This window comes from Ferrovibrio sp. (assembly GCF_002796975.1).
In the GTDB taxonomy this organism is placed as follows: Bacteria; Pseudomonadota; Alphaproteobacteria; order Ferrovibrionales; family Ferrovibrionaceae; genus Ferrovibrio.
Genome location: NZ_PEKV01000021.1, coordinates 29,218 through 51,611 on the forward strand (window position 1 = coordinate 29,218; position 22,394 = coordinate 51,611).

The 22,394-nt window shown below is 64.9% G+C and carries 28 protein-coding genes and 1 tRNA gene; 12 read left to right on the forward strand and 17 right to left on the reverse strand.

Annotated elements, in window-relative coordinates; genetic code table 11:
• Position 1: 1 nt before the first annotated feature.
• Both CTR53_RS19915 and CTR53_RS19920 read right to left on the reverse strand, forming a co-directional pair.
• The gene (locus tag CTR53_RS19915; RefSeq protein WP_290817746.1) at positions 2–406 is read right to left on the reverse strand and encodes a GFA family protein; all 405 of its coding nucleotides are present in this window, start codon (positions 404–406) and stop codon (positions 2–4) included.
• A gap of 1 nt (position 407) precedes the next feature.
• On the reverse strand, positions 408–719 hold the full coding sequence (locus tag CTR53_RS19920; RefSeq protein WP_290817749.1) for a hypothetical protein: 312 nt from the start codon (positions 717–719) through the stop codon (positions 408–410).
• 134 nt (positions 720–853) lie between these two features.
• Between CTR53_RS19920 and CTR53_RS19925 the strand changes: the two genes are divergently transcribed.
• Positions 854–1,474 carry a TetR/AcrR family transcriptional regulator gene (locus CTR53_RS19925; protein ID WP_290817752.1) on the forward strand — a complete coding sequence of 207 codons (621 nt, stop codon included), beginning with the start codon at positions 854–856 and terminating at the stop codon, positions 1,472–1,474.
• Positions 1,475–1,487: 13 nt separating this feature from the next.
• Positions 1,488–1,904, forward strand: a complete 417-nt coding sequence (locus CTR53_RS19930) for a nuclear transport factor 2 family protein (protein WP_290817755.1) — start codon at positions 1,488–1,490, stop codon at positions 1,902–1,904.
• A 146-nt stretch (positions 1,905–2,050) separates the two neighbouring features.
• On the opposite strand, the gene CTR53_RS19935 is transcribed toward CTR53_RS19930, so the two are convergent.
• From CTR53_RS19935 to CTR53_RS19945, 3 genes are all read right to left on the reverse strand, one after another.
• Positions 2,051–2,614 (reverse strand): hypothetical protein, encoded by a 564-nt coding sequence (locus CTR53_RS19935; RefSeq protein WP_290817758.1) that lies wholly within the window; start codon positions 2,612–2,614, stop codon positions 2,051–2,053.
• Positions 2,615–2,618: 4 nt separating this feature from the next.
• Positions 2,619–2,822: a hypothetical protein gene (locus tag CTR53_RS19940; protein WP_290817760.1), complete on the reverse strand. Its 204-nt coding sequence runs from the start codon at positions 2,820–2,822 to the stop codon at positions 2,619–2,621.
• A 108-nt stretch (positions 2,823–2,930) separates the two neighbouring features.
• Positions 2,931–3,533 carry a flavodoxin family protein gene (locus CTR53_RS19945; RefSeq protein ID WP_290817763.1) on the reverse strand — a complete coding sequence of 201 codons (603 nt, stop codon included), beginning with the start codon at positions 3,531–3,533 and terminating at the stop codon, positions 2,931–2,933.
• 152 nt (positions 3,534–3,685) lie between these two features.
• On the opposite strand from CTR53_RS19945, the gene CTR53_RS19950 reads away from it, so the two are divergent.
• A complete protein-coding gene (locus CTR53_RS19950) occupies positions 3,686–4,045 on the forward strand; it encodes a helix-turn-helix domain-containing protein (protein ID WP_290817766.1) in 360 nt (119 codons plus the stop codon).
• A 7-nt stretch (positions 4,046–4,052) separates the two neighbouring features.
• Here the strand turns inward: CTR53_RS19950 and CTR53_RS19955 are convergent, their stop codons facing one another.
• From CTR53_RS19955 to rpsD, 4 genes are all read right to left on the reverse strand, one after another.
• Complete coding sequence (locus CTR53_RS19955) at positions 4,053–4,466, reverse strand: response regulator (protein WP_290817769.1); 414 nt, start codon at positions 4,464–4,466, stop codon at positions 4,053–4,055.
• Positions 4,463–7,606 (reverse strand): hybrid sensor histidine kinase/response regulator, encoded by a 3,144-nt coding sequence (locus CTR53_RS19960; RefSeq protein WP_290817772.1) that lies wholly within the window; start codon positions 7,604–7,606, stop codon positions 4,463–4,465. The genes CTR53_RS19955 and CTR53_RS19960 overlap by 4 nt, the downstream gene beginning before the upstream one ends.
• A gap of 113 nt (positions 7,607–7,719) precedes the next feature.
• Positions 7,720–8,091 carry a hypothetical protein gene (locus tag CTR53_RS19965; RefSeq protein WP_290817775.1) on the reverse strand — a complete coding sequence of 124 codons (372 nt, stop codon included), beginning with the start codon at positions 8,089–8,091 and terminating at the stop codon, positions 7,720–7,722.
• A 130-nt stretch (positions 8,092–8,221) separates the two neighbouring features.
• Positions 8,222–8,836, reverse strand: a complete 615-nt coding sequence (gene rpsD / locus CTR53_RS19970) for a 30S ribosomal protein S4 (RefSeq protein WP_290817778.1) — start codon at positions 8,834–8,836, stop codon at positions 8,222–8,224.
• 513 nt (positions 8,837–9,349) lie between these two features.
• On the opposite strand from rpsD, the gene CTR53_RS19975 reads away from it, so the two are divergent.
• The 3 genes from CTR53_RS19975 (at position 9,350) to CTR53_RS19985 (ending at position 11,668) form a co-directional block, all read left to right on the forward strand.
• Positions 9,350–10,102, forward strand: coding sequence for a YafY family protein (locus CTR53_RS19975; protein WP_290817781.1), 753 nt, complete (start codon positions 9,350–9,352; stop codon positions 10,100–10,102).
• A gap of 60 nt (positions 10,103–10,162) precedes the next feature.
• Positions 10,163–10,909 carry a creatininase family protein gene (locus CTR53_RS19980; RefSeq protein WP_290817784.1) on the forward strand — a complete coding sequence of 249 codons (747 nt, stop codon included), beginning with the start codon at positions 10,163–10,165 and terminating at the stop codon, positions 10,907–10,909.
• Between the two features lie 63 nt (positions 10,910–10,972).
• Positions 10,973–11,668: a 2OG-Fe(II) oxygenase gene (locus tag CTR53_RS19985; protein WP_290817787.1), complete on the forward strand. Its 696-nt coding sequence runs from the start codon at positions 10,973–10,975 to the stop codon at positions 11,666–11,668.
• Here the strand turns inward: CTR53_RS19985 and CTR53_RS19990 are convergent.
• Entirely contained in the window at positions 11,665–13,014 is a 1,350-nt protein-coding gene (locus CTR53_RS19990) for an adenylate/guanylate cyclase domain-containing protein (RefSeq protein ID WP_290817790.1), read from the reverse strand. The two genes, CTR53_RS19985 and CTR53_RS19990, sit on opposite strands and share 4 nt — an antisense overlap.
• A gap of 338 nt (positions 13,015–13,352) precedes the next feature.
• Between CTR53_RS19990 and CTR53_RS19995 the strand changes: the two genes are divergently transcribed.
• On the forward strand, positions 13,353–13,583 hold the full coding sequence (locus tag CTR53_RS19995; protein ID WP_290817793.1) for a hypothetical protein: 231 nt from the start codon (positions 13,353–13,355) through the stop codon (positions 13,581–13,583).
• A gap of 407 nt (positions 13,584–13,990) precedes the next feature.
• Here CTR53_RS19995 and CTR53_RS20000 read toward each other — a convergent pair whose 3' ends face one another.
• The 4 genes from CTR53_RS20000 to tsaD form a co-directional block, all read right to left on the reverse strand.
• The gene (locus CTR53_RS20000; protein WP_290817797.1) at positions 13,991–14,347 is read right to left on the reverse strand and encodes a Rieske 2Fe-2S domain-containing protein; all 357 of its coding nucleotides are present in this window, start codon (positions 14,345–14,347) and stop codon (positions 13,991–13,993) included.
• A gap of 140 nt (positions 14,348–14,487) precedes the next feature.
• A complete protein-coding gene (locus CTR53_RS20005; RefSeq protein ID WP_290817800.1) occupies positions 14,488–14,901 on the reverse strand; it encodes an EVE domain-containing protein in 414 nt (137 codons plus the stop codon).
• 1 nt (position 14,902) lies between these two features.
• Complete coding sequence (locus tag CTR53_RS20010; protein ID WP_290817804.1) at positions 14,903–15,889, reverse strand: NAD(P)H-dependent glycerol-3-phosphate dehydrogenase; 987 nt, start codon at positions 15,887–15,889, stop codon at positions 14,903–14,905.
• Positions 15,886–16,956: a tRNA (adenosine(37)-N6)-threonylcarbamoyltransferase complex transferase subunit TsaD gene (gene tsaD, locus CTR53_RS20015; RefSeq protein ID WP_290817807.1), complete on the reverse strand. Its 1,071-nt coding sequence runs from the start codon at positions 16,954–16,956 to the stop codon at positions 15,886–15,888. The genes CTR53_RS20010 and tsaD overlap by 4 nt, the downstream gene beginning before the upstream one ends.
• Before the next feature lie 50 nt (positions 16,957–17,006).
• Here tsaD and hemC point away from each other — a divergent pair, with 50 nt between their 5' ends.
• The 4 genes from hemC to CTR53_RS20035 are packed head-to-tail and all read left to right on the forward strand — an operon-like array spanning position 17,007 to position 21,093.
• Positions 17,007–17,957, forward strand: a complete 951-nt coding sequence (gene hemC, locus CTR53_RS20020; protein WP_290817810.1) for a hydroxymethylbilane synthase — start codon at positions 17,007–17,009, stop codon at positions 17,955–17,957.
• Positions 17,957–18,670 (forward strand): uroporphyrinogen-III synthase, encoded by a 714-nt coding sequence (locus CTR53_RS20025; protein WP_290817813.1) that lies wholly within the window; start codon positions 17,957–17,959, stop codon positions 18,668–18,670. The genes hemC and CTR53_RS20025 overlap by 1 nt, the downstream gene beginning before the upstream one ends.
• A 10-nt stretch (positions 18,671–18,680) precedes the next feature.
• Positions 18,681–19,769 carry a hypothetical protein gene (locus tag CTR53_RS20030; protein WP_290817816.1) on the forward strand — a complete coding sequence of 363 codons (1,089 nt, stop codon included), beginning with the start codon at positions 18,681–18,683 and terminating at the stop codon, positions 19,767–19,769.
• Between the two features lies 1 nt (position 19,770).
• Complete coding sequence (locus CTR53_RS20035) at positions 19,771–21,093, forward strand: heme biosynthesis HemY N-terminal domain-containing protein (RefSeq protein WP_290817819.1); 1,323 nt, start codon at positions 19,771–19,773, stop codon at positions 21,091–21,093.
• Between the two features lie 12 nt (positions 21,094–21,105).
• On the opposite strand, the gene CTR53_RS20040 is transcribed toward CTR53_RS20035, so the two are convergent.
• Together CTR53_RS20040 and CTR53_RS20045 are read right to left on the reverse strand one after the other, a co-directional pair.
• The gene (locus tag CTR53_RS20040) at positions 21,106–21,363 is read right to left on the reverse strand and encodes a glutathione binding-like protein (protein WP_290817822.1); all 258 of its coding nucleotides are present in this window, start codon (positions 21,361–21,363) and stop codon (positions 21,106–21,108) included.
• On the reverse strand, positions 21,318–21,668 hold the full coding sequence (locus CTR53_RS20045; protein ID WP_290817825.1) for a glutathione S-transferase N-terminal domain-containing protein: 351 nt from the start codon (positions 21,666–21,668) through the stop codon (positions 21,318–21,320). Before CTR53_RS20045 ends, CTR53_RS20040 begins: the two co-directional genes overlap by 46 nt.
• 200 nt (positions 21,669–21,868) lie before the next feature.
• Between CTR53_RS20045 and CTR53_RS20050 the strand changes: the two genes are divergently transcribed.
• Positions 21,869–21,944 (forward strand) — tRNA-Thr (locus tag CTR53_RS20050).
• A 74-nt stretch (positions 21,945–22,018) separates the two neighbouring features.
• On the opposite strand, the gene CTR53_RS20055 is transcribed toward CTR53_RS20050, so the two are convergent.
• On the reverse strand, positions 22,019–22,394 hold a 376-nt coding region (locus CTR53_RS20055), incomplete at its 5' end, for a response regulator transcription factor (protein ID WP_367159006.1).

Below are 22,394 nucleotides of genomic sequence, written 5' to 3' on the forward strand. Positions count from 1 at the left end.
GTTACTGGTTCTGCGCAAATCGCGCCGCACCGGCAATGGGCGTGAGCCAGTCGGCGGCATGATCGCAATAGATTTCCGTCGCCGCCGTCAGTCCGCCGATGTCGTCGAGCGAACCGGCCTTGATCACCACATGCCTGGGTGCTGCGGCGATCCGCACCAGGATCGGCGCACCGCAGTGGCCGCAGAAATGGCGGTTCACCGGCTGGCCGCTGTCGCCTGAATCGACAAACACCTTCGTCTCGCCGCGCTGTTCGTAGTCGCTCTCACGCACCACGATGTTGAACGAGAACAGACTGCCGCTCTGCCGCCTGCAATGCGTGCAGTGGCAGACCACGCCGGGACGCGGTTCGGCTTTCAGTGTGTAGCGCACGGCACCACAGAGGCAGCCGCCTTCGCGGTCGGTCATCTCAGTCCTCGGTGATCTGCTGCGTGACGTTATCGACGACGATCGGGCTGTCGAGCCAGGTCACCTGCGGTTCGCAGTTGTATTTGCCGCGCACGAAGGCGCGCCAGTCGTCGCTGTACATGGCTTCAGCATCCTTGCGCGACTGCCACAGATAGATGCCGCCGACCGTGACGCCGTCGGGATACAGCACATAGGTCTTGCGGATCAGCCCGGCCACGCCGCGATAGGTCGGCGCGGTGGTGCGGAAGATGGCGACGGCCTCGTCGCGGCTGATCGGTTTGGACAGGGTGAAGCTGGTCAGGGTGGTGATCATGGGATCTCCAGTCTCGGGATGGCGGGGTTTCCCCCGCTGGGGAAATCCGCTAGTTTTTGACACGCTGTCGAGAAACCATATTCTTGACGCCGCGTCAAATACTAATTTCTGCGCTGTATTCTGAGGAAAACCCCATGCGGCCACGTGAATTCGACCAGGATGCCGTGCTGCGCATCGCCTTCGACCAGTTCTGGCGCAAGGGTGTGCGCGGCGCCTCGCTGTCCGACATTGCGCGCGAGGCCGCTGTCCAGCGCGGCAGCCTGTACAACGCCTTCGGCAGCAAGGAGGCGCTGTTCCTCGCCGCCTACGACCGCTATTCCGGCAATTATCTGGTCGCGGTCGAGAAGGTGCTGAACGGTGCCAGCCTGCGCGACAGCCTGACGACATTCTTCGACATGACGATCCGCAATTTCCGCTCCGGGACGCCGTCGCGCGGCTGCCCCACCACGCGCGGCCTGATGGAACTCGACACCAGCGCGGGGGACGGCGTCGATGAACAGGCGCGCAAGACTTTCGCTGCGCTGGTCACGCGCGTCACGACGCTGATCGAGGATGCGTTTTCGCGCGCCGCCGCGCGCGGCGAGTTCAGCGGCGATGCGACGGCGGCCGCCTGGCAGATCGCCACGGTGACGCGCGGCCTTGCCGTGCTGGAACGTGCCTTCGACGACGAAGCGCAGTTGCGAAAGATCGCAGGTGATACAATCAACTTGGTGTTGGGCGATCTTCCGCTGGGCAAGGCCGCCCGTCCGGCATAAGCTGCGATGCAGGATGGCCAACAAAGATTCCGCCGCGCTGATCAAGCGCTACTTCGATGCCCTCAACGACCGCGACGTCGATGGCTGTCTCAGCCTGCTGGCCGACGACGTGGTGCATGACCTGTCGGGCATGCATGGCGACGGCAGCAGCGAGGCCGGCAAACCCGCCTTCCGCGCCTGGCTCGACCGCACCGCGCGTTGCTTTGAGGAAAAGGCCGTCGATCTGTTCGTCATCGCCAATGTGGACGGCACGCGCGCCGAAGCGGAATTCACATTGCTCGGCGTCTATCTCGAAACCGAGGACGGCCTGCCCGACGCGGAAGGCCAGAATTACAGCCTGCCTGCGGGCGCCATCTTCGAGATCCGCGATGGAAAGGTGACGCGCGTGTCCGACATGCTCGACACGCATCAGAGTTCCGCCAGTCACTGACTGACTTGCAGCGGCGTATAGCTGCGCTGCGCCTTCCAGGCCGCGAGCGCCAGTTCCACCTGCCTGAACAGCGGCTGCGGCAGTGCATCCAGTGCAGGTCTTCACGGCGAAAGGCTGGCCGACACAGAATTTGCCGTCACTGGATTTTACGGCAGTGTCTCTTCATTCGAGAAGAGCTGCAAAAGCGTAGAAAATGTACCTCGGTTCTTTCGCAGAAAATTTCTAATTTCAATAAAATCAGTCGGCGTGCCAATTAAACCGGCTATTGCTTCGGAATACTTTTGGCTTTTTTGAATGATGACCAAGTTCTGGCACAGGAAGTCAGTAATAAGAATTTTTGCGCGTTTTTCTAATTTAACGTGATTACAGATATAACAACTAAATTCCATGGTATTGCACAGTTGCCCAAAGTAGATGCCGAATAGCTCATCATTATCTTTTGCGTCTATTTTTATCTTTGCCCAGCCAGTTTCGATTTGAGTTTGAATTTGAGAAATTGTTTGAATTTCGTTGCCTTCGGATTGAAGCACCAATTGCCGATATACTATTGGAAAACCAATTACCGCAATTAATGCAGCAAAAATGCTACTTATATTGTCTAAGGTTGGGACGTTTTCTAACGGCCCTTTAGAAAAATCAAAAGAAAGTAAGAAACATAGGAGAAGGCCTGCGGCTGGTATGCAGAGCGCAATTCTCTTTGCGAAGCGCAACGTATTAGCTTCCAGATTTTCCGCCGCCTTGGCCCGGCTTAGTTTTTATATGACCGGTAGTAAAGCTTTTCTTCTCGGTTACAGGAGGATTGGCTGGCTTAGTTTCTTTCACATGAGTTGTGCTGAAGCCGCCTTTCACATGTTTGAGTGAAAATCCATCTTGTGCAACACCGCGGGTTCCTTGCTTGGGATCTTTAGTATTTGCCATTACTGCCCCCTATCTATTTTTCAAGTACCGCTTGGAAATTTAGCACATGAAAAAAAATTAGCCCGCACAAACGGCGGGCTAATTATATCGTTATGAACGCATACAGTATTAAGCGTCGACCAGGTCGCGCTGCTTCGTCGCGGCGGTAAACTGCGCGGTCAATGTCGCCACACGCTTGCCGAGATGCTTCGCGGTTTCCAGGTCGCTCGCGATCGGCCCCTTGTCCGGACCTTCGTCGCTGTTCGACTGCGCCATGGCGCCAAGGAAGCTGCCGAGGCGGTTGAGGTCGTTCACGCTGCCCTTGGAATTGTTGTTGCCCGGCATCAGGCCCAGGCTGACCCAGACCATGCCATGCTGGGCGGCGAAGATCGAAAGCTGCTGCAGCGTGTTCAGCTTGTCGCCGGACTGCGAGGCGGAATTGGTGAAGCCGGCGGCCAGCTTGCCGTTCCACTGGCCCCAGACTTTCGAGGTGGCGTCCATCCAGGTTTTGAACGGGCCCGAGACGCTGCCCATATAGGTCGGCGCGCCAAACACGATCGCATCGGCGGCAGTGATCTCGGCAATGCGGGCTTCGGCCTCGGCGACCGGCACCAGCAGAACCTGCGCGCCGCCGGCGGCTGCGCCGTCTGCCACGGCTTCGGCCTGTTTCTGGGTATGGCCGTAGCCGCTGTGATAGACCACGGCAACGACGGGTTTGGATGTCTGGCTCATCGGAGTAAGTCCCTGTTTTTCCATTGAATATATGTGATTACTTCAAGCAATCCAGTTACCTGAAGTGACTATTGATATGGCCCCTTGATTTCCTGAGTAAAGTAGGTACTTAAAAGTAACTAGTGCAAATTGAGAACCTGGAGCTTTGTCAGATGGCCAGCCCCGCCGGCACCCGCAATGAATGCCCGATCGATGCCGTGCTGCGGCTGCTGATGGGGCCCTGGACCACCTACATCCTCTACATCCTGCGCACCCAGGGCCCGCGCCGCTTCGGCGAGCTGAAACGCGAGGTCGGCGGCATCTCGGCGAAGGTGCTGACCGAGCGGCTGCGCATGCTGGAAGAGGCCCGTCTGGTGCATCGCGACTACCAGGCGACGATCCCGCCGCAGGTGACCTACAGCCTGGCGCCGCGTGGCGCCGAACTGAATCCGATGCTGGATGCGCTGAAGGACATCGCGCTGCGCTGGCAGAAGGAAGACTCGCAGGCCGCCGCGAAGCAGGCGGCGGAGTAACGGCGCGTCAGATCAGGTTGTGGAATTTCAGCAGCGCGTCGAGCCGCTGCTTCAGCGTCTGCAGCGAGACCGGCTTGACCAGATAGCCGTCGACCTTGAGCTGTCTGGCTGAGATCACGGTTTCCTGCTGCTTGTCGGCGGTCAGGAAAATCACCGGCGTGGCGGCAATATCCGGGTGCTTGAAGTCGCGCAGCATGCCGAGGTAGCCGAGCCCGTCCATCGGCTCCATATGCACGTCGCACAGCACCACCTGCGGCCGCGTGCGGACGGTTTCCTTGAAGCCGTCGCCGCCGTCTTTTGACTCGTTGATATGCTGAAAGCCGATCTGCCGCAGCAGGCCGGTGATCATGTGTCGCGTGTAGGATTCATCCTCGATCACCAGGATGCGCAGGTCCTTGTAGCGGCTGCTGTCGTCGATCATGCGGGGGCGTCCTCGTGTTGCAGGATAACCGGCAGCAGGCTGCGCAGTTCATCCAGTGTGGCGGGCAGCAGTTCGGCCATCAGCTGCATCATGGCGACATCGCCGGCATCGCAGGCATCCTGCAGATCGCCGGCGATGGTCCCGAGCCGGGCCGCACCGACCGAAAGGGCGCCGCCCTTCAGGGCATGCGCCAGCGGGCGCAGAGCCTGCGGATCGCCGGTCCGCGCGGCGGCGTCGATGGCCGCGAGCCGACCCGTGGCATCAATGACGAAATCCTGCAGCAGCTGGCGCGCCATCGCGTTGAAGTTCCCGAAGCTCTCGCGCAGGCGGTCCGGATCGAAAATCGCCCGGTCCCAGTCGGGTGCGGTCCGTGCCGTACCGCTAGCGGAAGCTGTCGGAACCCGGCGTAGCGGCAGGGCCTGCGGCAGCCATTTTTCCAGCATGGCGGCCAGCGCGCGCGAATTCACCGGCTTGCTCAGATAACCGTCCATGCCGGCCTGCAGGCATTGCTGCTCGGTGCCGGTCAGCGCATCGGCGGTCAGCGCGATGATCGGCAGGCGCGCGCCGGTTCCAGCCTCCTGTTCCTCGCTGCGGATACGCGCGGTCAGTTCGAACCCGTCCATCTCGGGCATATGGAAATCGGTCAGCAGCAGGCCATGGCCGCCGCGTTCGCGCAGCGCCAGCGCCGCGGCGCCATGGTCGCCGATTTCGCAGGCATAGCCCATGCGGCCCAGCATCTGCTCGATCACCAGGCGGTTGGTGGCATTGTCTTCGGCCACCAGCACCAGCGCCTGCGCGGCGCGCGCGGTTTCGATCTCCGGCGGCGCGAAGGCCATATCCTCGCGGAAGGTGCTGGCGACGCTGGCGGGATCAATGCGGCCGGCGGCAATCCCGGCCGCGTGGCGCAGCGCTGCACCGCTCAGCGGATAGGTCAGGGTCAGATCGAAACGGCTGCGGGCAGCGGCATCGAGTGTCGAGACCAGCGCGCGCGGCGCCAGCAGACCGAAACGTCCGGCGCCGATCTGTTGCGGCGCCTGCAGCGCGCCGGCACTGCGCGCATCCACCAGCGTCAGGTCGACAGCCGGGCCGCCGACCGACGTCAGGGTCTCTGCCGTCACCACTTCGGCACCCAGCGCGCGCAGCTGGCGTTGCGCCACCGTCTGCTGCTGCGGTGGCAGGCCGACCAGCAGAACGCGCAGGGTCGCGTCTGTCACGGTTTCGCTGGCGGCGTCTTCCGTGACCGCCGGCAGCGGCAGCTCGAACCAGAAGACCGAGCCCGCGCCGATGCGGCTGTCGACGCCGATGCGTCCGCCCATCATCCCGCAGAGCCGGTGGCAGATCGACAGGCCGAGGCCGGTGCCGCCGTATTTGCGCGCCGTGGATGAGTCTGCCTGCTCGAAGGGCCGGAACAGGCGCTGCATCTGCTCCGGCGTCAGGCCGATGCCGGTATCGCGGATCTCAAACCGCAGCCAGTCGTCTGTCGTTCCGGCGCCGGCACAGGGCATCACGGCCAGCGTCACCGCACCGTCATGGGTGAACTTCACCGCATTGCCGCCGAGATTGAGCAGCACCTGCCGCAGCCGCGTCGGATCGCCAATGCGGCGTCCGGCCAGCGCGGGATCGAAATCCACCACCAGCTCCAGCATCTTCTCGTCGGCGCGCGGCGCCAGCAGTTCGCCCACGCCATCCACGGTTTCGGCCAGGGAGAATTCCACCCGCTCGATATCGAGCCTGCCGGCCTCGATCTTGGAAAAGTCCAGGATATCGTTGATCACGGTGAGCAGCGCCTGCGCCGACTCGCGGATCACCCGCGCCATGCGATGCTGCTCGCCGTTCAGCGGCGTCAGTTCCAGCATCTCCGCCATCGACATCACGCCGTTCATCGGCGTGCGGATTTCGTGGCTCATGGTGGCGAGGAAATTGGATTTCGCCTGCGTCGCCGCTTCGGCCTGGTCGCGCGCCGCCACCAGTTCGCGTTCGGCCTTGCGTCGTGCGGCCATTTCCACGCGCAGCTTCACGGCATAGGCGATGATCGCGGCCGCAACGGCGGTGGCGAGCAGCAGCAGCAGCAGATTGCGCTGCAGATCCCGCCGCGCCGCCGCGGTGACGATCTCGATATCCTGCGCCAGATAGACATGCAGCGGCATCGCCGCGGCATGGCGCAGTTCGGCGCGGCCGAGGATATAGTCAGTCCCGGCGATGCCTGTGCGCTGCACGCGGCCGGCGGTGGGCGCAGCCGCGATCAGCGCGCGTTCGATGCGGCCCGGTTGCAGAAAACTCTGCAGCGCCGCGCCGACATCGCCGCGCGTCGCCTCAAGCGCCGCAGGCAGCTGCGGATGGCCGACCATGGCCCCGGCTGGATCGGTGGCGAAAACGATGCTGCCGGCGTATTTCGTGTCGCTCTGCGCCAGTGCGGCCTGGCGCTGGCGCAGGATGTCCGACAGCGTCTCGATCGTCATGTCGATGCCGAGCACGGCCCAGAGGCTGCCGTCGCGCCGGCGCAGCGCGCGTGCATGGGTCACGCCGAGTTTGCCGGTCGAGGCGAAGACATAGGGGGCGGTCCAGATCGCGCCGTTGCCGGCGACGGCATCGCGGTACCAGGGCCGCTGTCGCGGATCGTAGCCGTCCGGCGGCAGGTCGATGCCGTGCCAGTCGTGTTCGCCGCGCCGCATGAAAGACCAGCGGTTCTGCAGCCGCCCATCGGGCAGGCGCAGCAACTGCCGCCGCGTGCCCATCGCCGGATCGAGACCGGCGCCGGCCTGCGCCGTCACTTCAACAGGCACGAATTCCTGGCTGTGCAGGAAACTGCCGTCGGGAAAGCCGAGATAGATGCCGTTGATCTGCGGCAGATGCCGCACCGGATGGCCGGCCAGCGCGAAGAACAGCCGTTCCACATCCGCAAAGCTCAGTTCGTCCAGCCGCGCTTCGATCACCGCATCGGTGATGGCGGCGGCCGGCGTGAACAGCGCGTCGAAAGCGGCGCCGACCTCGGCGATCAGTTCGGTGAACTGCCCCTCGGCCTCGGTCGTCAGTCGCGCCTGCTGGCGCTGCTGCAGCAGCAGCGTCGCCAGCCCGCCCAGCAGCAGGACGGCTGCGACAGCCAGCATCGGCAGCAGCAGTCGGCGCAACGCAGTCCTCATTTGCCGCTCTCATTTTCTCCCATAGGTGGCAGGGTACGGCGTTGTCCGTATTTGGCGCAATACCAAACACGCCGCCGGTCGCCGTCAGGCCAGCGGCAGGATGCGGCCGCCGTTCAGCGCAGGCTGTCGAGCCAGGCCAGTGCGCTGGGAATGTCGGTAAAGGCCTGCACCGGGCCGGTGCGCGCCGAAAGTTCGCTGTAGGTCTCGAACATCCGCACCATGCTGCTGTCGGATTCCTGCCGCACGACGATGGCGTGCGGCGCGGCGGGATCGAAGGGATCCTGCATCACATGCATGCGCACATCGGCGGGCTGGATATTGGCGAAACTCGCCGCGCTGAAATCGACCAGCAAAGCATAGGCAGGATCGAAATCCGGCGCGCGGCGCAGTTCGGCCTGGTGCGTGCTGATGTCGGCGGCCGAGGGTGTGCCGGTGAAAGTCACCAGAACCAGGCGGCGGGCAGGGTCGATGCGGTAGCTGATCATGGGCGGGGTGGCGGGACAGGGTCAGTCGCGTCCGCCATTTCTGCATTCCATGCGCGCAAAGGCAATGCCGCAATGAAAAAGGCCCCGGATCGCTCCGGGGCCTTCTCAAATTCGGAGTGATCCGAACCGATTAGCGCGAGTAATACTCGACGACCATGTTCGGTTCCATCTTCACCGGATAGGGAACGTCAGCCAGCAGCGGCACGCGCTTGAAGGTGCCACGCAGCTTGTTCTCTTCGAATTCGATGTAGTCGGGCACGTCACGCTCGCCCGACTTCACGGATTCGAGCACGAAGGTGAAGTCCTTGGCAGCGCCGCGCACTTCGATCACGTCGCCGATCTTCACCTGGTAGCTCGGGACGGTGACGCGGCGGCCGTTCACGGCGATATGGCCATGGCTGACGAACTGGCGGGCGGCGAACACGGTGGCCACCACCTTCATGCGGTAGACCACGGCGTCGAGGCGACGCTCCAGCAGGCCGATCAGATTTTCCGAAGTGTCACCGCGACGGCGGTTGGCTTCGGCATAGGCGCGGCGGAACTGCTTCTCGGTGATGTTGCCGTAGTAGCCCTTCAGACGCTGCTTCGCCATGAGCTGGATGCCGTAGTCGGTCGGCTTCTTGCGCTTCTGGCCATGCTGGCCCGGCGGATATTCGCGCTTGTTGATCGGGCTCTTGGCGCGACCCCAGAGGTTTTCTCCGAGGCGGCGGTTAATCTTGTACTTGGATTCCTGACGCTTGCTCATTCTATGTGTAGTCCTGAATTCGGCGCACGGTCGGACGGCAGCCACGACGACCCGGTCCATGCAAGGAATGCCGATCCCTCCGGTGAGGAACCGGAGAGGGCGGGCGCATCATAGGGATAGCGGACCCTCCGTCAAGGCCATTGGCGGACCGGCACCCGGCAGGCACGGGACAGACAGCGGGCAGACGCCGGCCTTGGCTTTGTTCGCATAATGTTCTATAATGCGAGGGCTCAGGCCGGGCTGCTGCCGCGGAATGGCAGGACAGCCACCGGGGCGGCGAACCGCCACGAATGCTAGCGAACCGGTACGAGCACGGGCGAAGCAAAACGAACTCAAACGAACCCAAACGAACACCAACGAAGCCGAACGAACCGAAACGGACACAAACGAAGCGAAACGAAACACATCTGGCCGGGCGCGAATCCCCATCATCCTGACAGGAACTGGCAGTATGATGAGGCAGACTGTGGTTCCTCCGCTCCACACCGGGGCCTCCCAGACGGGTGAAAGACCATGTCCCGCGCCGAACGTCTGCTTGCCCTGATCCAGTGCCTGCGCCGCCACCGCCAGCCGGTCAGCGGCCAGAACCTCGCCACCGAACTCGGCATTTCGCTCCGCACGCTCTATCGCGACATCGCCAGCCTGCAGGCCCAGGGCGCCAGCATCGATGGCGAGCCCGGTGTCGGCTATGTGCTGCGGCCGGGCTTCATGCTGCCGCCGCTGATGTTTTCGGAAGAGGAGCTGGAGGCTCTGCTGCTCGGCTCGCGCTGGGTGGCCGAACGCGCCGACGCCCGTCTGGGCGCAGCGGCCCGCAACGCGATCGCCCGCATCGGCGCGGTGCTGCCGGTCGATCTGCGCGATGCGCTCGACAGCGACAGCCTCTTCATCGCCGGTGCGCCGAAGATCGCCGCCGGCGATGCCGAGCTGGCGACGATCCGCCAGCTGATCCGCAGCGAACACAAGATGCAGATGGCCTATCGCGACGAAACCGGCCGCGACAGCAATCGCGTTGTCTGGCCGTTTGCGCTCGCCTTCTTCGAGAGCGTGCGCATGGTGGTGGCCTGGTGCGAGCTGCGTCAGGCCTTCCGGCATTTCCGCACCGACCGCATCGTGACGCTCACGCCGATTGCGCAGCGCTATCCGAAACGCCGCGCCGCCCTGATGAAGGCCTGGCGCGAGGAAGAGGCCATCCACCGCGCCCAATGCGAGGCCGAAGCGGCGGCTGCCGTTGCGTCCCTGCCGGACGAGGATGAGGCGGCGGCATAGGGCTAGACTTTTGTCACGGCCGCGCTTCTATTCGGAAGATCATTCACGCGCGGAGCCGTCATGCAGTTGCATCTGTCCACCTGGGCCGAGGTCGAATCCTATCTGAAGCGTTCGACCGGCATCATCATCCCGATCGGCTCGACCGAGCAGCATGGTCCAAACGGTCTGGTCGGGACGGATGCGATCTGTGCCGAAGTCTTCGCCCGCGAGGTCGGCAAACATGCCGATGCCATGGTGGCGCCGACGCTCTCCGTCGGCATGGCGCAGCATCACTTGGCGTTTTCCGGCTCGATGACCTTGCGGCCCTCCACCATGATCGCGGTGATCCGCGACTGGGTGGCGTCGCTCAGCCGTCACGGCTTCGACCGCTTCTTCTTCCTCAACGGCCATGGCGGCAACATTGCCACCACCACGGCGGCGTTTTCGGAGATCTACGCGGAGGCCTCGCTCGCGCAGCCCGGCCACAACCTGCCGAGCGTGCGCTGCATGATCAAGAACTGGTGGGAAGCGCCGAGCGCCCGGCGGCTGTCGAACAGCCTCTTTCCTGGTGAAGAAGGGAGTCATGCCACACCCAGCGAGGTCAGCGTTACCTTCCATGCCTACCCCGAAGCGATCAAGCAGGCCGAGATGACGCCGCGCGTCGCGCCGCAGGGCGGGTTCACCGATGCCGCCGATTATCGCGGCCGCTTCCCCGATGGCCGCATCGGCTCGAATCCGGCGCTGGCCACGGCTGCGCATGGCAAGACCATCATGGACGCCGTCGTGCCGGAGCTGGCCGAAAGTTACAAGGCGTTCGTCTCTGCATGATTTGGGCTGCGTGATCGCAATAAACGGGAAGCGGGCGCGGGCCTGGCGCGTTAAATCAGGCGCATGACATCGCTCGCTTCCCGCATTGAGTCGCTGCCCTGGTCCGCCCTGATTGAAAGACTGGATCAACAGGGCTTCGCCACCACAGGTCCGCTTCTGACGGCGGATGACTGCACAGCACTCACGGCGCTGTATGACGACCCCGCGCCATGGCGCAACCGCGTGGTGATGGCGCGACACGGGTTCGGTCAGGGTGAATACCGCTATTTCAGCTATCCGCTGCCCGCCGCTGTGCAGACGTTGCGCGAAAACATCTATCCGCGGCTGGCGCCGCTCGCCAACCGCTGGCAGCAGGCGGACAAATTTCCGGCGCAGCATGCCGACTATATCGCGGCCTGCCATGCTGCCGGCCAGTCGCGGCCGACGCCTTTGCTGCTGCGCTACGGTCCAGGTGACTATAACCGGCTGCACCAGGATCTCTATGGCGAGATGGTGTTTCCGCTGCAGCTCACTGTGCTGCTCAGCGATCCGGCGGCGTTCAGCGGCGGCGACTTCGTGCTGGTGGAAAACAAGCCGCGCAGCCAGAGCCGCGCCGAAGTGGTGCGCTTAGCGCAGGGCGAAGCGGTGATCTTCGCGGTCAACCAGCGTCCGGTCAAAGGCACGCGCGGCACGTATCGCGTGGCGATGCGTCATGGCGTGTCCACTTTGCACAGCGGCAGCCGCCACACGCTCGGCGTGATCTTCCACGACGCGGGTTAGCTGCGGCACGGCCAGACATGCACCGACAGGGTCTGCTCGCGGCCATCGAGACGGCGGTCGCCGGCCGCGTCGAAGGCCGGCAGGGCCGGATCGTGCAGCCGGGCTTCCGTCAGCGCCGCATCCGACACCGCGATGCGGCAACCCAGTGTGCGCGTCAGCGTCTCCAGCCGGCTGGCGATATTGACGGTGTCGCCGACCACGGTGAATTCCAGCCGCTGCGCGCTGCCGACATTGGCCGCCACCACCGGGCCGTAATGCACGCCGACCGAGAGCCGCAGCGGCACATGGCCGCGTTGCTCGCGTTTGGCATTCCAGCGCTCCACCTCGCCCTGTAGCGCCACGGCGCAGCGCACGGCCCGCGCCGCCGCATCGGGCTGGCTGCGAATGCCGCCAAAGGTGGCGAGGAAACCGTCGCCGAGATATTTGTCGAGCGAGCCGCCATGGGCAAACACCACGCCGCTGCCGCGCTCGTGCAGGCTTTTCAGCAAGCGCACCACGCGATCCGGCGCCATATGCTCCGACAGGCCGGTGAAGCCGACGATATCGGCGAACAGCACGGCGACGTTGCGGTTGGCCGGCGCGCCGAAACTTTCAGCCGCCGCCGGATCCGACATGATCGCATCGGCCACGTCGGGCGCGACATAGCGGGCGAGGTCGGCGCGCGCGATCTCGGCGCGGGTGTGGCGCAGCAGCAGGGCGCGCGATCGCCAGACGGCGGCGGCCAGCACGGCGGTGGCGATGGCGGTCAGCACCACTTGGTTCAGCAGTTGGAAATAGCCGACATAGTAGGGATTGGTGATCAGTTGCAGCAGCGCCTGCGGCGAGGCGCCGATGTCCGGCGGGATCTGCAGCGTGTCGGGCCGCTGGTTCACCAGTACCACGCCCACCGTCCAGGTCAGGATCGACCACAGTCCGGTCCACACCACCTGCAGCGGCGAATAGGACAGCGCCGAGCCGACGATCAGCAACACCAGATAAAGGAGTTCCGGACCGCGCACGCGCATCTGGATCGGAAAGCCGTAATCCAGCCCACCCGGCGGCGGCAGGATCACCACCGCCGTCACCAGGATCGCATCCAGTATGACGAAGCCGAGACGGATCGGCACGGCATGGCGGTGCCGGCGCAGCAGATGCGGCACCCAGCCGAGCAGCAGGAACACGACGGCGACGCCGATATAGTAGAACTGCCGCTGGCCATCGATCGCCAGCAGCAGATAGGCCATCACCACGGCGACGGCGATCAGGCGCGCGCGGAAGGCGAACACCAGCCCGCGCTGTTCCTCGCCGGCAATGGCCTGGCCGAGCCGGCTGGCGAAACGGGAGGCGGCGTGATCGGCCTCGGCCATGGGGCATCCTTCTGTACGAAACGCGGCATCCTGCCGGATCGAAGTTTGCGCAATCTGTGACGGCGGCGGCAGTTTTCGCAATTGCAGCTGCGCCAACCGCCAACAAGATCGTGATCGCTGCATTGCACACGGCATGCAGTCGTTCGCGCAGCAACGAATCACGCATCACGAAAATACCGTATTCTGGTCACACGAGCTGCATGCTTGCCGGAGTATGGTGAGCGCCATAGATGAAGCGCAGGGCAGTTACGCAGCCCGCGCGACGGGATGGACCAAGTCGTTGTACACGCTGCGCCGGCATGCAACCGGGATGGCAGCGGAGAGGAAAGGAGGGGCCAATGGACGCACGCAGCACCGCCATTCATCTGATCGGTGGAACGGAAGTCTGCTGGCTTGCCGCCGAGCCCGCCCTCAGCGACATGCTGGCCGATCCCATGACGCAGCTGCTGATGCGGCGCGATGGCGTGCAGGAGGCGGAGATCCGCCGCCTGGCCCAGCGTCTGCGTCAGGCCGGCGCCCGCCGCCAGGCCGAAAACCGCGACAGCGCCGGGGTCGAAGCCGCGCTCTGACCGGCACGTACCAGGCTTCTAATGATTTAAGTCATTGACCGGGCAGGGTTAACAGTCTGCCTGGTCTTCTTATCCTGAAAATATGATAATAATTATCACTTGCATTATGGCCAGACGCCCGCTAGGCTCTGGTCATACCGGGCCGGTGGCAAGGCTGCGGGTCGGAGATCCTCGGGTTTCGACTGAAGAGGCAAGGCCATGTCTCGCAAAACGATGCGCCGCCAGACACCGCTCACCATGCTCGGTCAGGCCCTGCTCGGCCTGGCGGATGCCTGCCGCGATATCCGGGTCATCGCCCGGGCGGGATAGAATTTCGGAAGAGGTCGGCGGCAGCTCTCCCACCCTGTCTGCTGCCGATCTGCGGCCGGCGATGCGTCCCTCGCGCATCCCGGCCGCTTTATTTTTGATCAGGCCGCGACCACCCAGCCGTCGCTGTCCAGCTTCACGGCAAAGGGTTCGAGCGCCTTGGTCTTGCACGGGCCGATGAAGCACATGCCGTCGTGGATGGTGAACAGCGCGCCATGGGTGCCGCATTGCAGCGCGTCGCGCCGCAGGTTGAAGAACTTGTCGGGCTGCCAGTCGAGCGAGGTGCGCGCATGCGGGCATTCGTTGACATAGCCGAACACGCCGCCCATCCAGCGCACCACGAAACACTGAAAGCGCTCCTTGCCCTCGCCGAAGGAAAATCCCCTGGCGTCGGTCTCACCCAGTTCATCGAGGCGCAGCAGTCTGGTGCCGGGTGCGGGATGGTTGGGGCGGGTCATGATGCATCCAACCCAAACGGTGTCATGGCCGGGCTTGACCCGGCCATCCACGCCTTATTCCTTTTGCAGTGTACAACAAGCATCGTTGCAGAACCCGACCACGTGGATGGCCGGGTCAAGCCCGGCCATGACAATCTTTGTTACGCGCTCACACCACCCATTTTACAAATCAGCTTCCATGCAGCTGCATCGACGGGCTGCACCGAAAGCCGCGACTGTTTCAGCAAGGCCATGCCCTGCAGCTTTGGTTCGGCCTTGATCATCGCCAGCGTCACCGGGGTCTTGAGCGGCATCAAAGCTTTCACTGCCACCATGCCGAACCTGCCGGTCTCGTCGGTCGGATCGGGGTGATACAGCTTGGCGATCTCGACAATGCCGACGATCTGCTTCTCGTCCACCGAATGATAGAAGAAGGCGCGGTCGCCCAGCGCCATCGCCTTCATGTTGTTGGCGGCCTGGTAATTGCGCACGCCGTTCCAGGTCTCGACCTTCTTCTTGACCTGCTGGTCCCACGACCAGGCGGAAGGTTCGGATTTCATCAGCCAGTAGTTCATGTCATGCCTCGGTCCTGAAGGGTCTGGCGAGCAATGCCGCCAGCGTTTCGTCGATCGCTCTGGATTTATGCAGCACCGCATCTACTGCCGCGCAGATCGGCATGTCGACGCCATGCCGGCCGGCCAGCGCTTCGATGGCGCGGGCGGTGTGCACGCCTTCCGCCACGGTGCGTCGCGCGCCCATGATCTGCTGCAGGCTCTGGCCTTCGCCCAGTGCAATCCCGAGCGAGAGATTGCGTGACTGCGTGCCTGAACAGGTCAGCACCAGATCGCCCAGCCCCGACAGGCCCATCAGGGTTTCGCGTTTCGCGCCGAGCGCCAGACCGAGCCGCGACATCTCGGCCAGCCCGCGCGTGATCAGGGCGGCGCGCGCATTATCGCCGAGTTTGCGCCCGATCACGATGCCGCAGGCAATCGCCAGCACGTTCTTCACCGCGCCACCGATCTGCGCGCCGATCACGTCGTCCGACAGATACGGCCGGAAGGTTGGGCGACCGAGCCGCTGCACCAGCTTTGCGCCCAAAGCTGCATCTGCGCAGGCCAGCGTGCTGGCGGCCGGCAGACCGCGCGCGATTTCAGCAGCGAAGTTGGGCCCGCTTAAAATCGCCAGCGGCCGGCCAGGCAGCAACTCGGCCAGCACGTCGCTGGGCAGCAAACCGGTGTTGATTTCGATACCCTTGGCCGCAATCACGATGGGAGCAGCCAGCGGCAGCGCGTTGCGGATCGCATCGGCAAACGGGCGCAGGGTCTGCGCCGGCACTGCCAGCACCAGGGCGTCGCAGTCTTTTAACTCACTGAGATCGCCGGTCGCCTTGAGGTTTGCCGGCAGTTTCACATCGGGCAGATACAGCGGATTGGCATGGGAGGCATTGATGCTGCGCACCACATCGGCATTGCGTGCCCAGAGCACGGTATCGCCCTGTTCAGCAGAGAGCGCAGCCAATGCTGTGCCCCAGGCGCCGCCACCGATGACACCGATGCGCTTCACGCTTTCACTCCGGCGTAAGGCTTCGGTGCCGCGAGGCTGTCGAGCGGCCAGCGCGCGCGGGCCGGCGCTTCGAGATCGTCGACCATCCCGAGGCGAAACCGCTCCAGCCCGGCCCAGGCAATCATTGCGCCATTGTCGGTGCACAGCGCCATCGGCGGCGCGGTGAAGTGCATGCCGTGATCGGCAGCGAGATTGACGAGGCCGTCGCGCAACGCCTTGTTCGCCGCCACGCCACCGGCGACGACGAAATGTCGGTCTTTCGCGTCATGCGCCGCATCGAACAAGGCGATGGCATTCTTCGCGCGATCCAGAATGACCGCCATCACGGTGCGCTGGAAACTGGCGGCGAGATCGGCCTTGTCCTGTTCGCTGGGACTCTGCCCGCAGCTTTCCAGCGCCAGGCGCACGGCGGTCTTCAGGCCTGAGAAACTGAAATCGCAGCCCGGCTTGCCTTTCAGCGGCAGCGGCAGGTTGAAACGCGCGGCATTGCCCTGCTTTGCTATCCGCTCGATGGCCGGACCGCCGGGATAACCGAGGCCGAGCAGTTTTGCTGTCTTGTCGAAGGCTTCGCCGGCGGCGTCGTCAATCGTGGTGCCGAGCCGTGTGTAACGGCCGACGCCTTCGACGATCAGAAACTGGCAATGGCCGCCCGACACCAGCAGCAGCAGATACGGGAAGGGCACGTCGTCGCTGATCCGCACCGAGAGCGCATGGCCCTCCAGGTGATTGACGGCAATGAGCGGCTTGCCGGTCGCGTAAGATAAAGCCTTGGCCGTCATCAGCCCGACCATGACGCCGCCGATCAGGCCGGGCCCGGCGGTGGCGGCGATGGCATCCAGATCGGCCAGCTCCAGCCCGGCGTCGGACAGCGCTGCGGCCACCAGCCCGTCCAGATGCTCGATATGGGCGCGGGAGGCGATTTCGGGCACCACGCCGCCATAGGGCGCGTGTTCCCTCATCTGCGAGAACAGGCTATGACTGACGATGCGGCGCGACGGGTCGGCTGCATCCGTCACCACGGCGCAGGCGGTTTCGTCGCAACTGGTTTCGATGCCGAGCACGCGCATCGCAGATCGTCCGCTCCGTCAGAGATTTAGAGTGAGTAGGCCTTAACATTATGACGCCAAGCCAGCAAGTGAAGCCCGAAAAGCCCGTCCTGAATATCGGGACGCGCGGCTCGCCGCTGGCTTTGGCCCAGGCGCATGAAACCCGCGACCGTCTGCTCAAGGCGCATCCTGGCTTACGCGAGGACCAGATCGCCATCCGGGTGATCAAGACCACCGGCGACCAGATCCAGGATCGCGCGCTGGCCGAGGCTGGCGGCAAGGGGCTGTTCACCAAGGAGATCGAAGACGCGCTGCTGTCGGGCGAGATCGACCTGGCCGTGCATTCGATGAAGGACATGCCGACGGCGCTTCCTGCGGGCCTGATGATGGGCGCCTACCTGCCGCGTGAAGATGTGCGCGACGTCCTGCTGGCTTTGACGCCGATGAGCCTGGCCGAGATTCCGCAGGGCGCCACGGTGGGAACGGCATCCCTGCGCCGCAAAGCCTTCCTCCTGGCGCGCCGGCCCGACCTTTCCGTGGTCACCTTCCGCGGCAATGTGCAGACCCGCCTGCGCAAGCTGGCAGCCGGCGATGTCGCCGCGACATTTCTGGCCATGGCCGGACTCAATCGCCTGAAGATCGCACCGCCGGGCATGCGCGTGCTGCAGACGGATGAAATGCTGCCCGCCGTGGCGCAGGGCTGCATCGGCATCGAGTGCCGCGAGAATGATGCGCGTGTGCTGGACTATCTCAAGCCGCTCGACGATGCTGCAACACGCATGCGCGTCGAAGCCGAGCGCGCGCTGCTCGCCGTGCTGGATGGCTCCTGCCGCACGCCGATTGCCGCTCTGGCCGAACTCGATGGCGTCGGCCTGCGCCTGCGCGGCGCAATCGCAAGGCCTGATGGCACCGAGCTGATCGAGATCGAGCGCCGTGGCAATGCGCGCGACGGCGTGAAGATGGGCGAAGATGCCGGCGCAGAACTGAAACGCCGCATCGGCCCGGATTTCTTCAAAGAATAATGAACCTGCTGCTGACACGGCCCGAGGCGGAATCGCGCAGTCTGCGCGACAGGCTGCAGGCGATGGGGCACACCGTCGATACCGCACCGATGCTGGCGATCCGAAACAAGCATGATGCGGGCGACGAGCTGCGTGCCGCGTTGCAGGGCGTGACGGCCCTGCTGTTCACCTCGGCGAACGGCGTGCGCGCCTTCGCCGAGGCCAGCCCGCTGCGCGAGGTCATGGTTTATGCGGTCGGCCCGGCCAGCGCGCTGGCAGCAAAAGCAGCCGGCTTCGCCCGTGTCGAGGCAGCGGGCGGCGATGTCGATCTGCTGGCGGGGCTTGTGCGCGCCCGGCACTCCGGCGCGGCTGGAACGTTACTGCATGCAGCCGGCTCGGCCCGGGCCGGCGATCTGCAGGCCATGTTGCAACAGGATGGATATGACGTGCGCCGCGTGGTGCTCTACGATGCCGAAACGGCCATTGAACTGCCGCCCGCCGTCGTCGCGCGTTTCGCCGCGCAAGGCTATGACGGCGTGCTGCTTTTCTCTCCCCGCACGGCGGCCACTTTTGTTAACCTGGTGCAGGCTGCGGGCATCGCGGACGGCGCGGCGGTAGCCACGGCCTACTGTCTGAGCGACAATGTCGCGCGCGAAGCCGCCGTCCTGCCCTGGGCGGCGGTGACGGTGGCGCGGAGTCCGGGCGAGGCCGATCTGGTCGCGCTGCTGAAGTGACGGAGTGACGATGAGCGAAAAGCCAGCGCAGGAAAAAATCATCGACGCCGAGGTCGAGCCGCTGGGCAAGTCCGGCAACGGAACCGGCCGCAGCCTGCGCATCGCGCTCTACCTGCTGGCTGCCGTGGTGCTCTCGGTGGCGATTGCCGTGGGCTATCATCTCGCTGTCAGCGGCCGGCTCGACGACCTGCTTGGCCGGGTCTCCGGTTCGACGCCTACGCCGGAATCGCGGCCTGCCGAACCGGCGCCTGCGGTGGCTGTGCCATCCTCATCTTCGTCGTCGTCGTCGGCTCCGTTGGTGGTGCCGATGTCGCCGCGCGACGCCCGGCTCGACCAGCTCGAGAACCGCTTCGCCAGCCTGACGGCGAGCCTCGAACGCCTGCAGCAGCTGCCGGCGTCGAACGCCGCCGATCCGCAGAAGCTGCATGATCTGGAACAGCAGATCGTGGCGCTGCGCGCCGCGCTCGAAACCTCGGCTGCACAGCGCACGGCGTTGCAAAGTCAGGTCGCAGAATTGCAGGGCCGCATGACAGCGCTGAGCGAAGCGCGCCTTGCCTCTTTGCGCGAGCCTTTCGTGCAGCTGATCGGCTGGGCTGAGCTGCGCGAACATGCCCGCCGTGGCGAGGCTTTCGCGCGCGAAGCAACCGTGCTCGGCACCTATGCCGAAGCCCAGGGCGGCAACCTGAAGACTGCCTTCGCGGCCGTGCAGCCCTTTGCCGAACAGACAGTGCCGTCGGCTGCCGCGCTGGCGGCGCGGTTCGGCACGCTGGCGGAACAGAAGCGCGCCACGCCTGCGACTCCCGATGCAACGGCTGCGGCCGACAAGGCCTGGTGGCAGCGCGCCGTCGACAAGCTGAGCAGCCTGGTCAGCATCCGCCGCGCTGGTGCGCCCGATGCCGCCACGGTGGAAGGCCGGCTCGATCTGGCAGCCAGCGCACTGGCGCAGGGCGATCTGAAATCTGCCGTCGCCGAACTCGACGATCTGACGCTGACCGGTCCGCTGAACGACTGGCGCGATCAGGTGCAGGCGCGGCTGAAGCTGGATGCAGCCCTCGATGCTTATGGCGCCGCGCTGCGCGCGCATCTGACGGTACAGTGACATGCTGCGTCTCGTGCGTGGCGCGCTGGTTCTGATCGCGCTGATGGCGCTGGCGGGCTTTGCCGCCTGGATCGCCGACCAGCCCGGCCGCGTCGCCCTCACCTGGTTCGGCTGGCGCATCGAGGCGCCGGCACCGCTGCTGGCGCTCGGCCTGCTGCTGCTCGGCCTCGCCGCCTTCATGCTGACCTGGGCGCTGGCCTGGGCGGCAGCATTGCCGCAGCGCCGCCGGCTGAAACGCCAGCAGAAGGGCTACGCCAATTTCGCCGCCGGCATGGTGGCGGTCGCCGCGGGCGAAGCCGACCGCGCGCTCAGCCTGGCCGACAAGGCGCGCCGGCAACTCGACGATCCGGCATTGTCGCGCCTGCTGGTGGCACATGCCGCGCAGCTGAAAGGCGATGCCGCACTGGCGCATGAAGCTTACCTCGCGCTCAGCCAGGATCCCGGCACGGCGTTTCTCGGCACGCGCGGGCTGCTGGCCGATGCGCGTCGCGGCAACGACCGCGCCAGCGCATTTGAACAGGCGCAGCGCGCCTCGCGGCTCCGGCCGTCCTCGCCTTTCGCGGCTGAGGCCGAGCTGCAGCTGCTGGTCGAAGCGGCCGACTGGGACGGCGCGCGCAAACGTCTCGAGACCGCGCGCAAGAAGAAAGCTGTGACGCGCGAGGCGGCCAGCGCCTTGTCGGCGCGGCTCGATCTGGCCGAGGCGCAGGCAGCACTTGTGCGCGGCGACCCGCGCATGGCGCGGCAATGGGCCGAACGTGCGGCGAAAGTATTGCCGGACCATCCGGCGCCGCCGGTGCTGATGGCGCGCGCCGCCGACACCGCTGCGGCGCGCGAGGCCGCCGCCTTCCACCTCAGGCGGGCTTTTGCGCGGACGCCGTCAGAGGCTTTGGCTGAAGCCTGGCTGACGCTGCAGCGTGAGACGCCGGCCGAGAAACTGATGGGACGCGCGGAAGATTTCGTCGCCGAGCGCAAACCGGAAGTGGCGAGTCAGCTGCTGTTCGCGGCGGCAGCGTTGCAGATCCGCGATTTCACCGCGGCACGCGCCGCGCTCAACACGGCCGGACCTTCGGGTGGCGCCTGGGCGGCGCGGCTGCTGGCGAAGCTGGCGGAAGACAGCGAGGGCGACGCCACGGCCGCCGATCACTGGCACAGGCTCGCCGGTCAGCATGCACCGTGGCAATGCGGCCATTGCGGCACTGGTGCTGCCGACTGGTCGCTGCTCTGCGCCTCCTGCGGCAGTTTCGATACGCTCGATCCCACAAAGCTCGGCGAAGCTTTGCCGCTGGCGGCACCGCCGCGTCCGCTGCTGGAACGGAAAGCCTGACCGGCGTCTCAGTCAGTCGGCGTCTTTATCCATGCGCGGGAGTAAATCGTAAGGCAGCCTGAAGCCGGGCAATGCCGCGATGCGGTCCCACCAGGCCTTCACATGCGGCCAGGCGGTGATGTCGAACCTGGCTTCCGCCATATGCGCCACCACGCCGAAGACGGCGATGTCGGCGATGGTCGGTGCGGTGCCGACCAGGAACTGCTGGCCGTCCAGCAGGTCGTTCAGCACTTCCAGGCCCATCTCGGCCCATTTGCGGTGATAGTCCACCACGGCCTGATCGGGTTTGGCGAAACGCTCGAAGAAGCGCGAGCGGTTGATGCCGGGTTCGAGCCGGTCGCTTTCCCAGACCAGCCATTCGCGGATGCGCTGGCGGTCCCGATCGNNCCGTCATGCACGATGGCCGGCACCTGGCCGTAGCGGTTGATCTTGAGGAAGTCGGCGCTTTTATGCTGGCCCTTGGCCAGGTCGATATGGCGGTAGTCGAAACCCAGTCCGCAGAGCGCGAACATCAGCCCGACCTTGTAGGTCGGGGCGGAGAGGAAACTGCCGTAGAGCGTATAGGCGGCGGCCATGATGCGACTTTACCCCCGAAATCCTGTCCTGAACCCCAGCTTCGCCGCCCGGTTCCCGAGGCGGGGGCCAGAAACAACTCCTTGGCCCGCAGCGCTAATTTTGGCCGATCTTGCGGCTTGCCAAGCCGCCGGCCGGGCCGTATTTTCCGCGCGCGGTCCGGCTGGGTCAACTGGCTGGAAACGCATCTGACGGACGCCGTGCCGGCGTAGCTCAGCTGGTAGAGCAAGACTTTCGTAAAGTCGAGGTCGGGGGTTCGAGTCCCTCCGCCGGCACCATCCGCAAGGCAGCGATACCAGGCGTTTAGCTGCCCCGGTCGCACCGCCGCCTCGCCCCTGTAAATCACCTTCCGTCACTTCGCCGGCCGCGCGTAGCCTTCGGCCAGCACCGCCCGCACGCAGGCGACGACATCGGCGATGGCGAAGGGTTTCGAGATATAGGCGTCGGCACCGAGATTCCTGCCGATGCGCCGGTCGGCCTCGCCGCCCTTGGCCGACAGCATGATGATGCGCATGTCGTCATAGCGGCGGTTGGCACGCAGCGCACGGCAAATCTCGTACCCGTTTCCTTTCGGCATCATCAGGTCGAGCAGCACGACATCGGGGCGCTGCTGTTCGATGGCCGCCAGCGTCTGCTCGCCATCGGCGGCGGTGCGCACGTCGTGGCCTTCGCGCTGCATCAGGAAGCACAGCGCCTGCGCTATGTTGGCGTCGTCGTCAGCAATCAGC

What these genes read in the sequence shown, in the direction of transcription:
- rpsD (WP_290817778.1), bottom strand. Translation starts at nt 8,836, where the DNA reads ATGAGCAAGCGTCAGGAATCCAAGTACAAGATTAACCGCCGCCTCGGA.
- CTR53_RS20030 (WP_290817816.1), top strand. Translation starts at nt 18,681, where the DNA reads ATGAGCGAAAAGCCAGCGCAGGAAAAAATCATCGACGCCGAGGTCGAG.
- hemC (WP_290817810.1), top strand. Translation starts at nt 17,007, where the DNA reads ATGACGCCAAGCCAGCAAGTGAAGCCCGAAAAGCCCGTCCTGAATATC.
- tsaD (WP_290817807.1), bottom strand. Translation starts at nt 16,956, where the DNA reads ATGCGCGTGCTCGGCATCGAAACCAGTTGCGACGAAACCGCCTGCGCC.
- CTR53_RS20035 (WP_290817819.1), top strand. Translation starts at nt 19,771, where the DNA reads ATGCTGCGTCTCGTGCGTGGCGCGCTGGTTCTGATCGCGCTGATGGCG.
- CTR53_RS19975 (WP_290817781.1), top strand. Translation starts at nt 9,350, where the DNA reads ATGTCCCGCGCCGAACGTCTGCTTGCCCTGATCCAGTGCCTGCGCCGC.
- CTR53_RS19920 (WP_290817749.1), bottom strand. Translation starts at nt 719, where the DNA reads ATGATCACCACCCTGACCAGCTTCACCCTGTCCAAACCGATCAGCCGC.
- CTR53_RS19930 (WP_290817755.1), top strand. Translation starts at nt 1,488, where the DNA reads ATGGCCAACAAAGATTCCGCCGCGCTGATCAAGCGCTACTTCGATGCC.
- CTR53_RS19960 (WP_290817772.1), bottom strand. Translation starts at nt 7,606, where the DNA reads ATGAGGACTGCGTTGCGCCGACTGCTGCTGCCGATGCTGGCTGTCGCA.
- CTR53_RS20000 (WP_290817797.1), bottom strand. Translation starts at nt 14,347, where the DNA reads ATGACCCGCCCCAACCATCCCGCACCCGGCACCAGACTGCTGCGCCTC.
- CTR53_RS19925 (WP_290817752.1), top strand. Translation starts at nt 854, where the DNA reads ATGCGGCCACGTGAATTCGACCAGGATGCCGTGCTGCGCATCGCCTTC.
- CTR53_RS19915 (WP_290817746.1), bottom strand. Translation starts at nt 406, where the DNA reads ATGACCGACCGCGAAGGCGGCTGCCTCTGTGGTGCCGTGCGCTACACA.
- CTR53_RS19995 (WP_290817793.1), top strand. Translation starts at nt 13,353, where the DNA reads ATGGACGCACGCAGCACCGCCATTCATCTGATCGGTGGAACGGAAGTC.
- CTR53_RS19950 (WP_290817766.1), top strand. Translation starts at nt 3,686, where the DNA reads ATGGCCAGCCCCGCCGGCACCCGCAATGAATGCCCGATCGATGCCGTG.
- CTR53_RS19955 (WP_290817769.1), bottom strand. Translation starts at nt 4,466, where the DNA reads ATGATCGACGACAGCAGCCGCTACAAGGACCTGCGCATCCTGGTGATC.
- CTR53_RS20025 (WP_290817813.1), top strand. Translation starts at nt 17,957, where the DNA reads ATGAACCTGCTGCTGACACGGCCCGAGGCGGAATCGCGCAGTCTGCGC.
- CTR53_RS19985 (WP_290817787.1), top strand. Translation starts at nt 10,973, where the DNA reads ATGACATCGCTCGCTTCCCGCATTGAGTCGCTGCCCTGGTCCGCCCTG.
- CTR53_RS19980 (WP_290817784.1), top strand. Translation starts at nt 10,163, where the DNA reads ATGCAGTTGCATCTGTCCACCTGGGCCGAGGTCGAATCCTATCTGAAG.
- CTR53_RS19990 (WP_290817790.1), bottom strand. Translation starts at nt 13,014, where the DNA reads ATGGCCGAGGCCGATCACGCCGCCTCCCGTTTCGCCAGCCGGCTCGGC.
- CTR53_RS19965 (WP_290817775.1), bottom strand. Translation starts at nt 8,091, where the DNA reads ATGATCAGCTACCGCATCGACCCTGCCCGCCGCCTGGTTCTGGTGACT.
- CTR53_RS20005 (WP_290817800.1), bottom strand. Translation starts at nt 14,901, where the DNA reads ATGAACTACTGGCTGATGAAATCCGAACCTTCCGCCTGGTCGTGGGAC.
- CTR53_RS19945 (WP_290817763.1), bottom strand. Translation starts at nt 3,533, where the DNA reads ATGAGCCAGACATCCAAACCCGTCGTTGCCGTGGTCTATCACAGCGGC.
- CTR53_RS19940 (WP_290817760.1), bottom strand. Translation starts at nt 2,822, where the DNA reads ATGGCAAATACTAAAGATCCCAAGCAAGGAACCCGCGGTGTTGCACAA.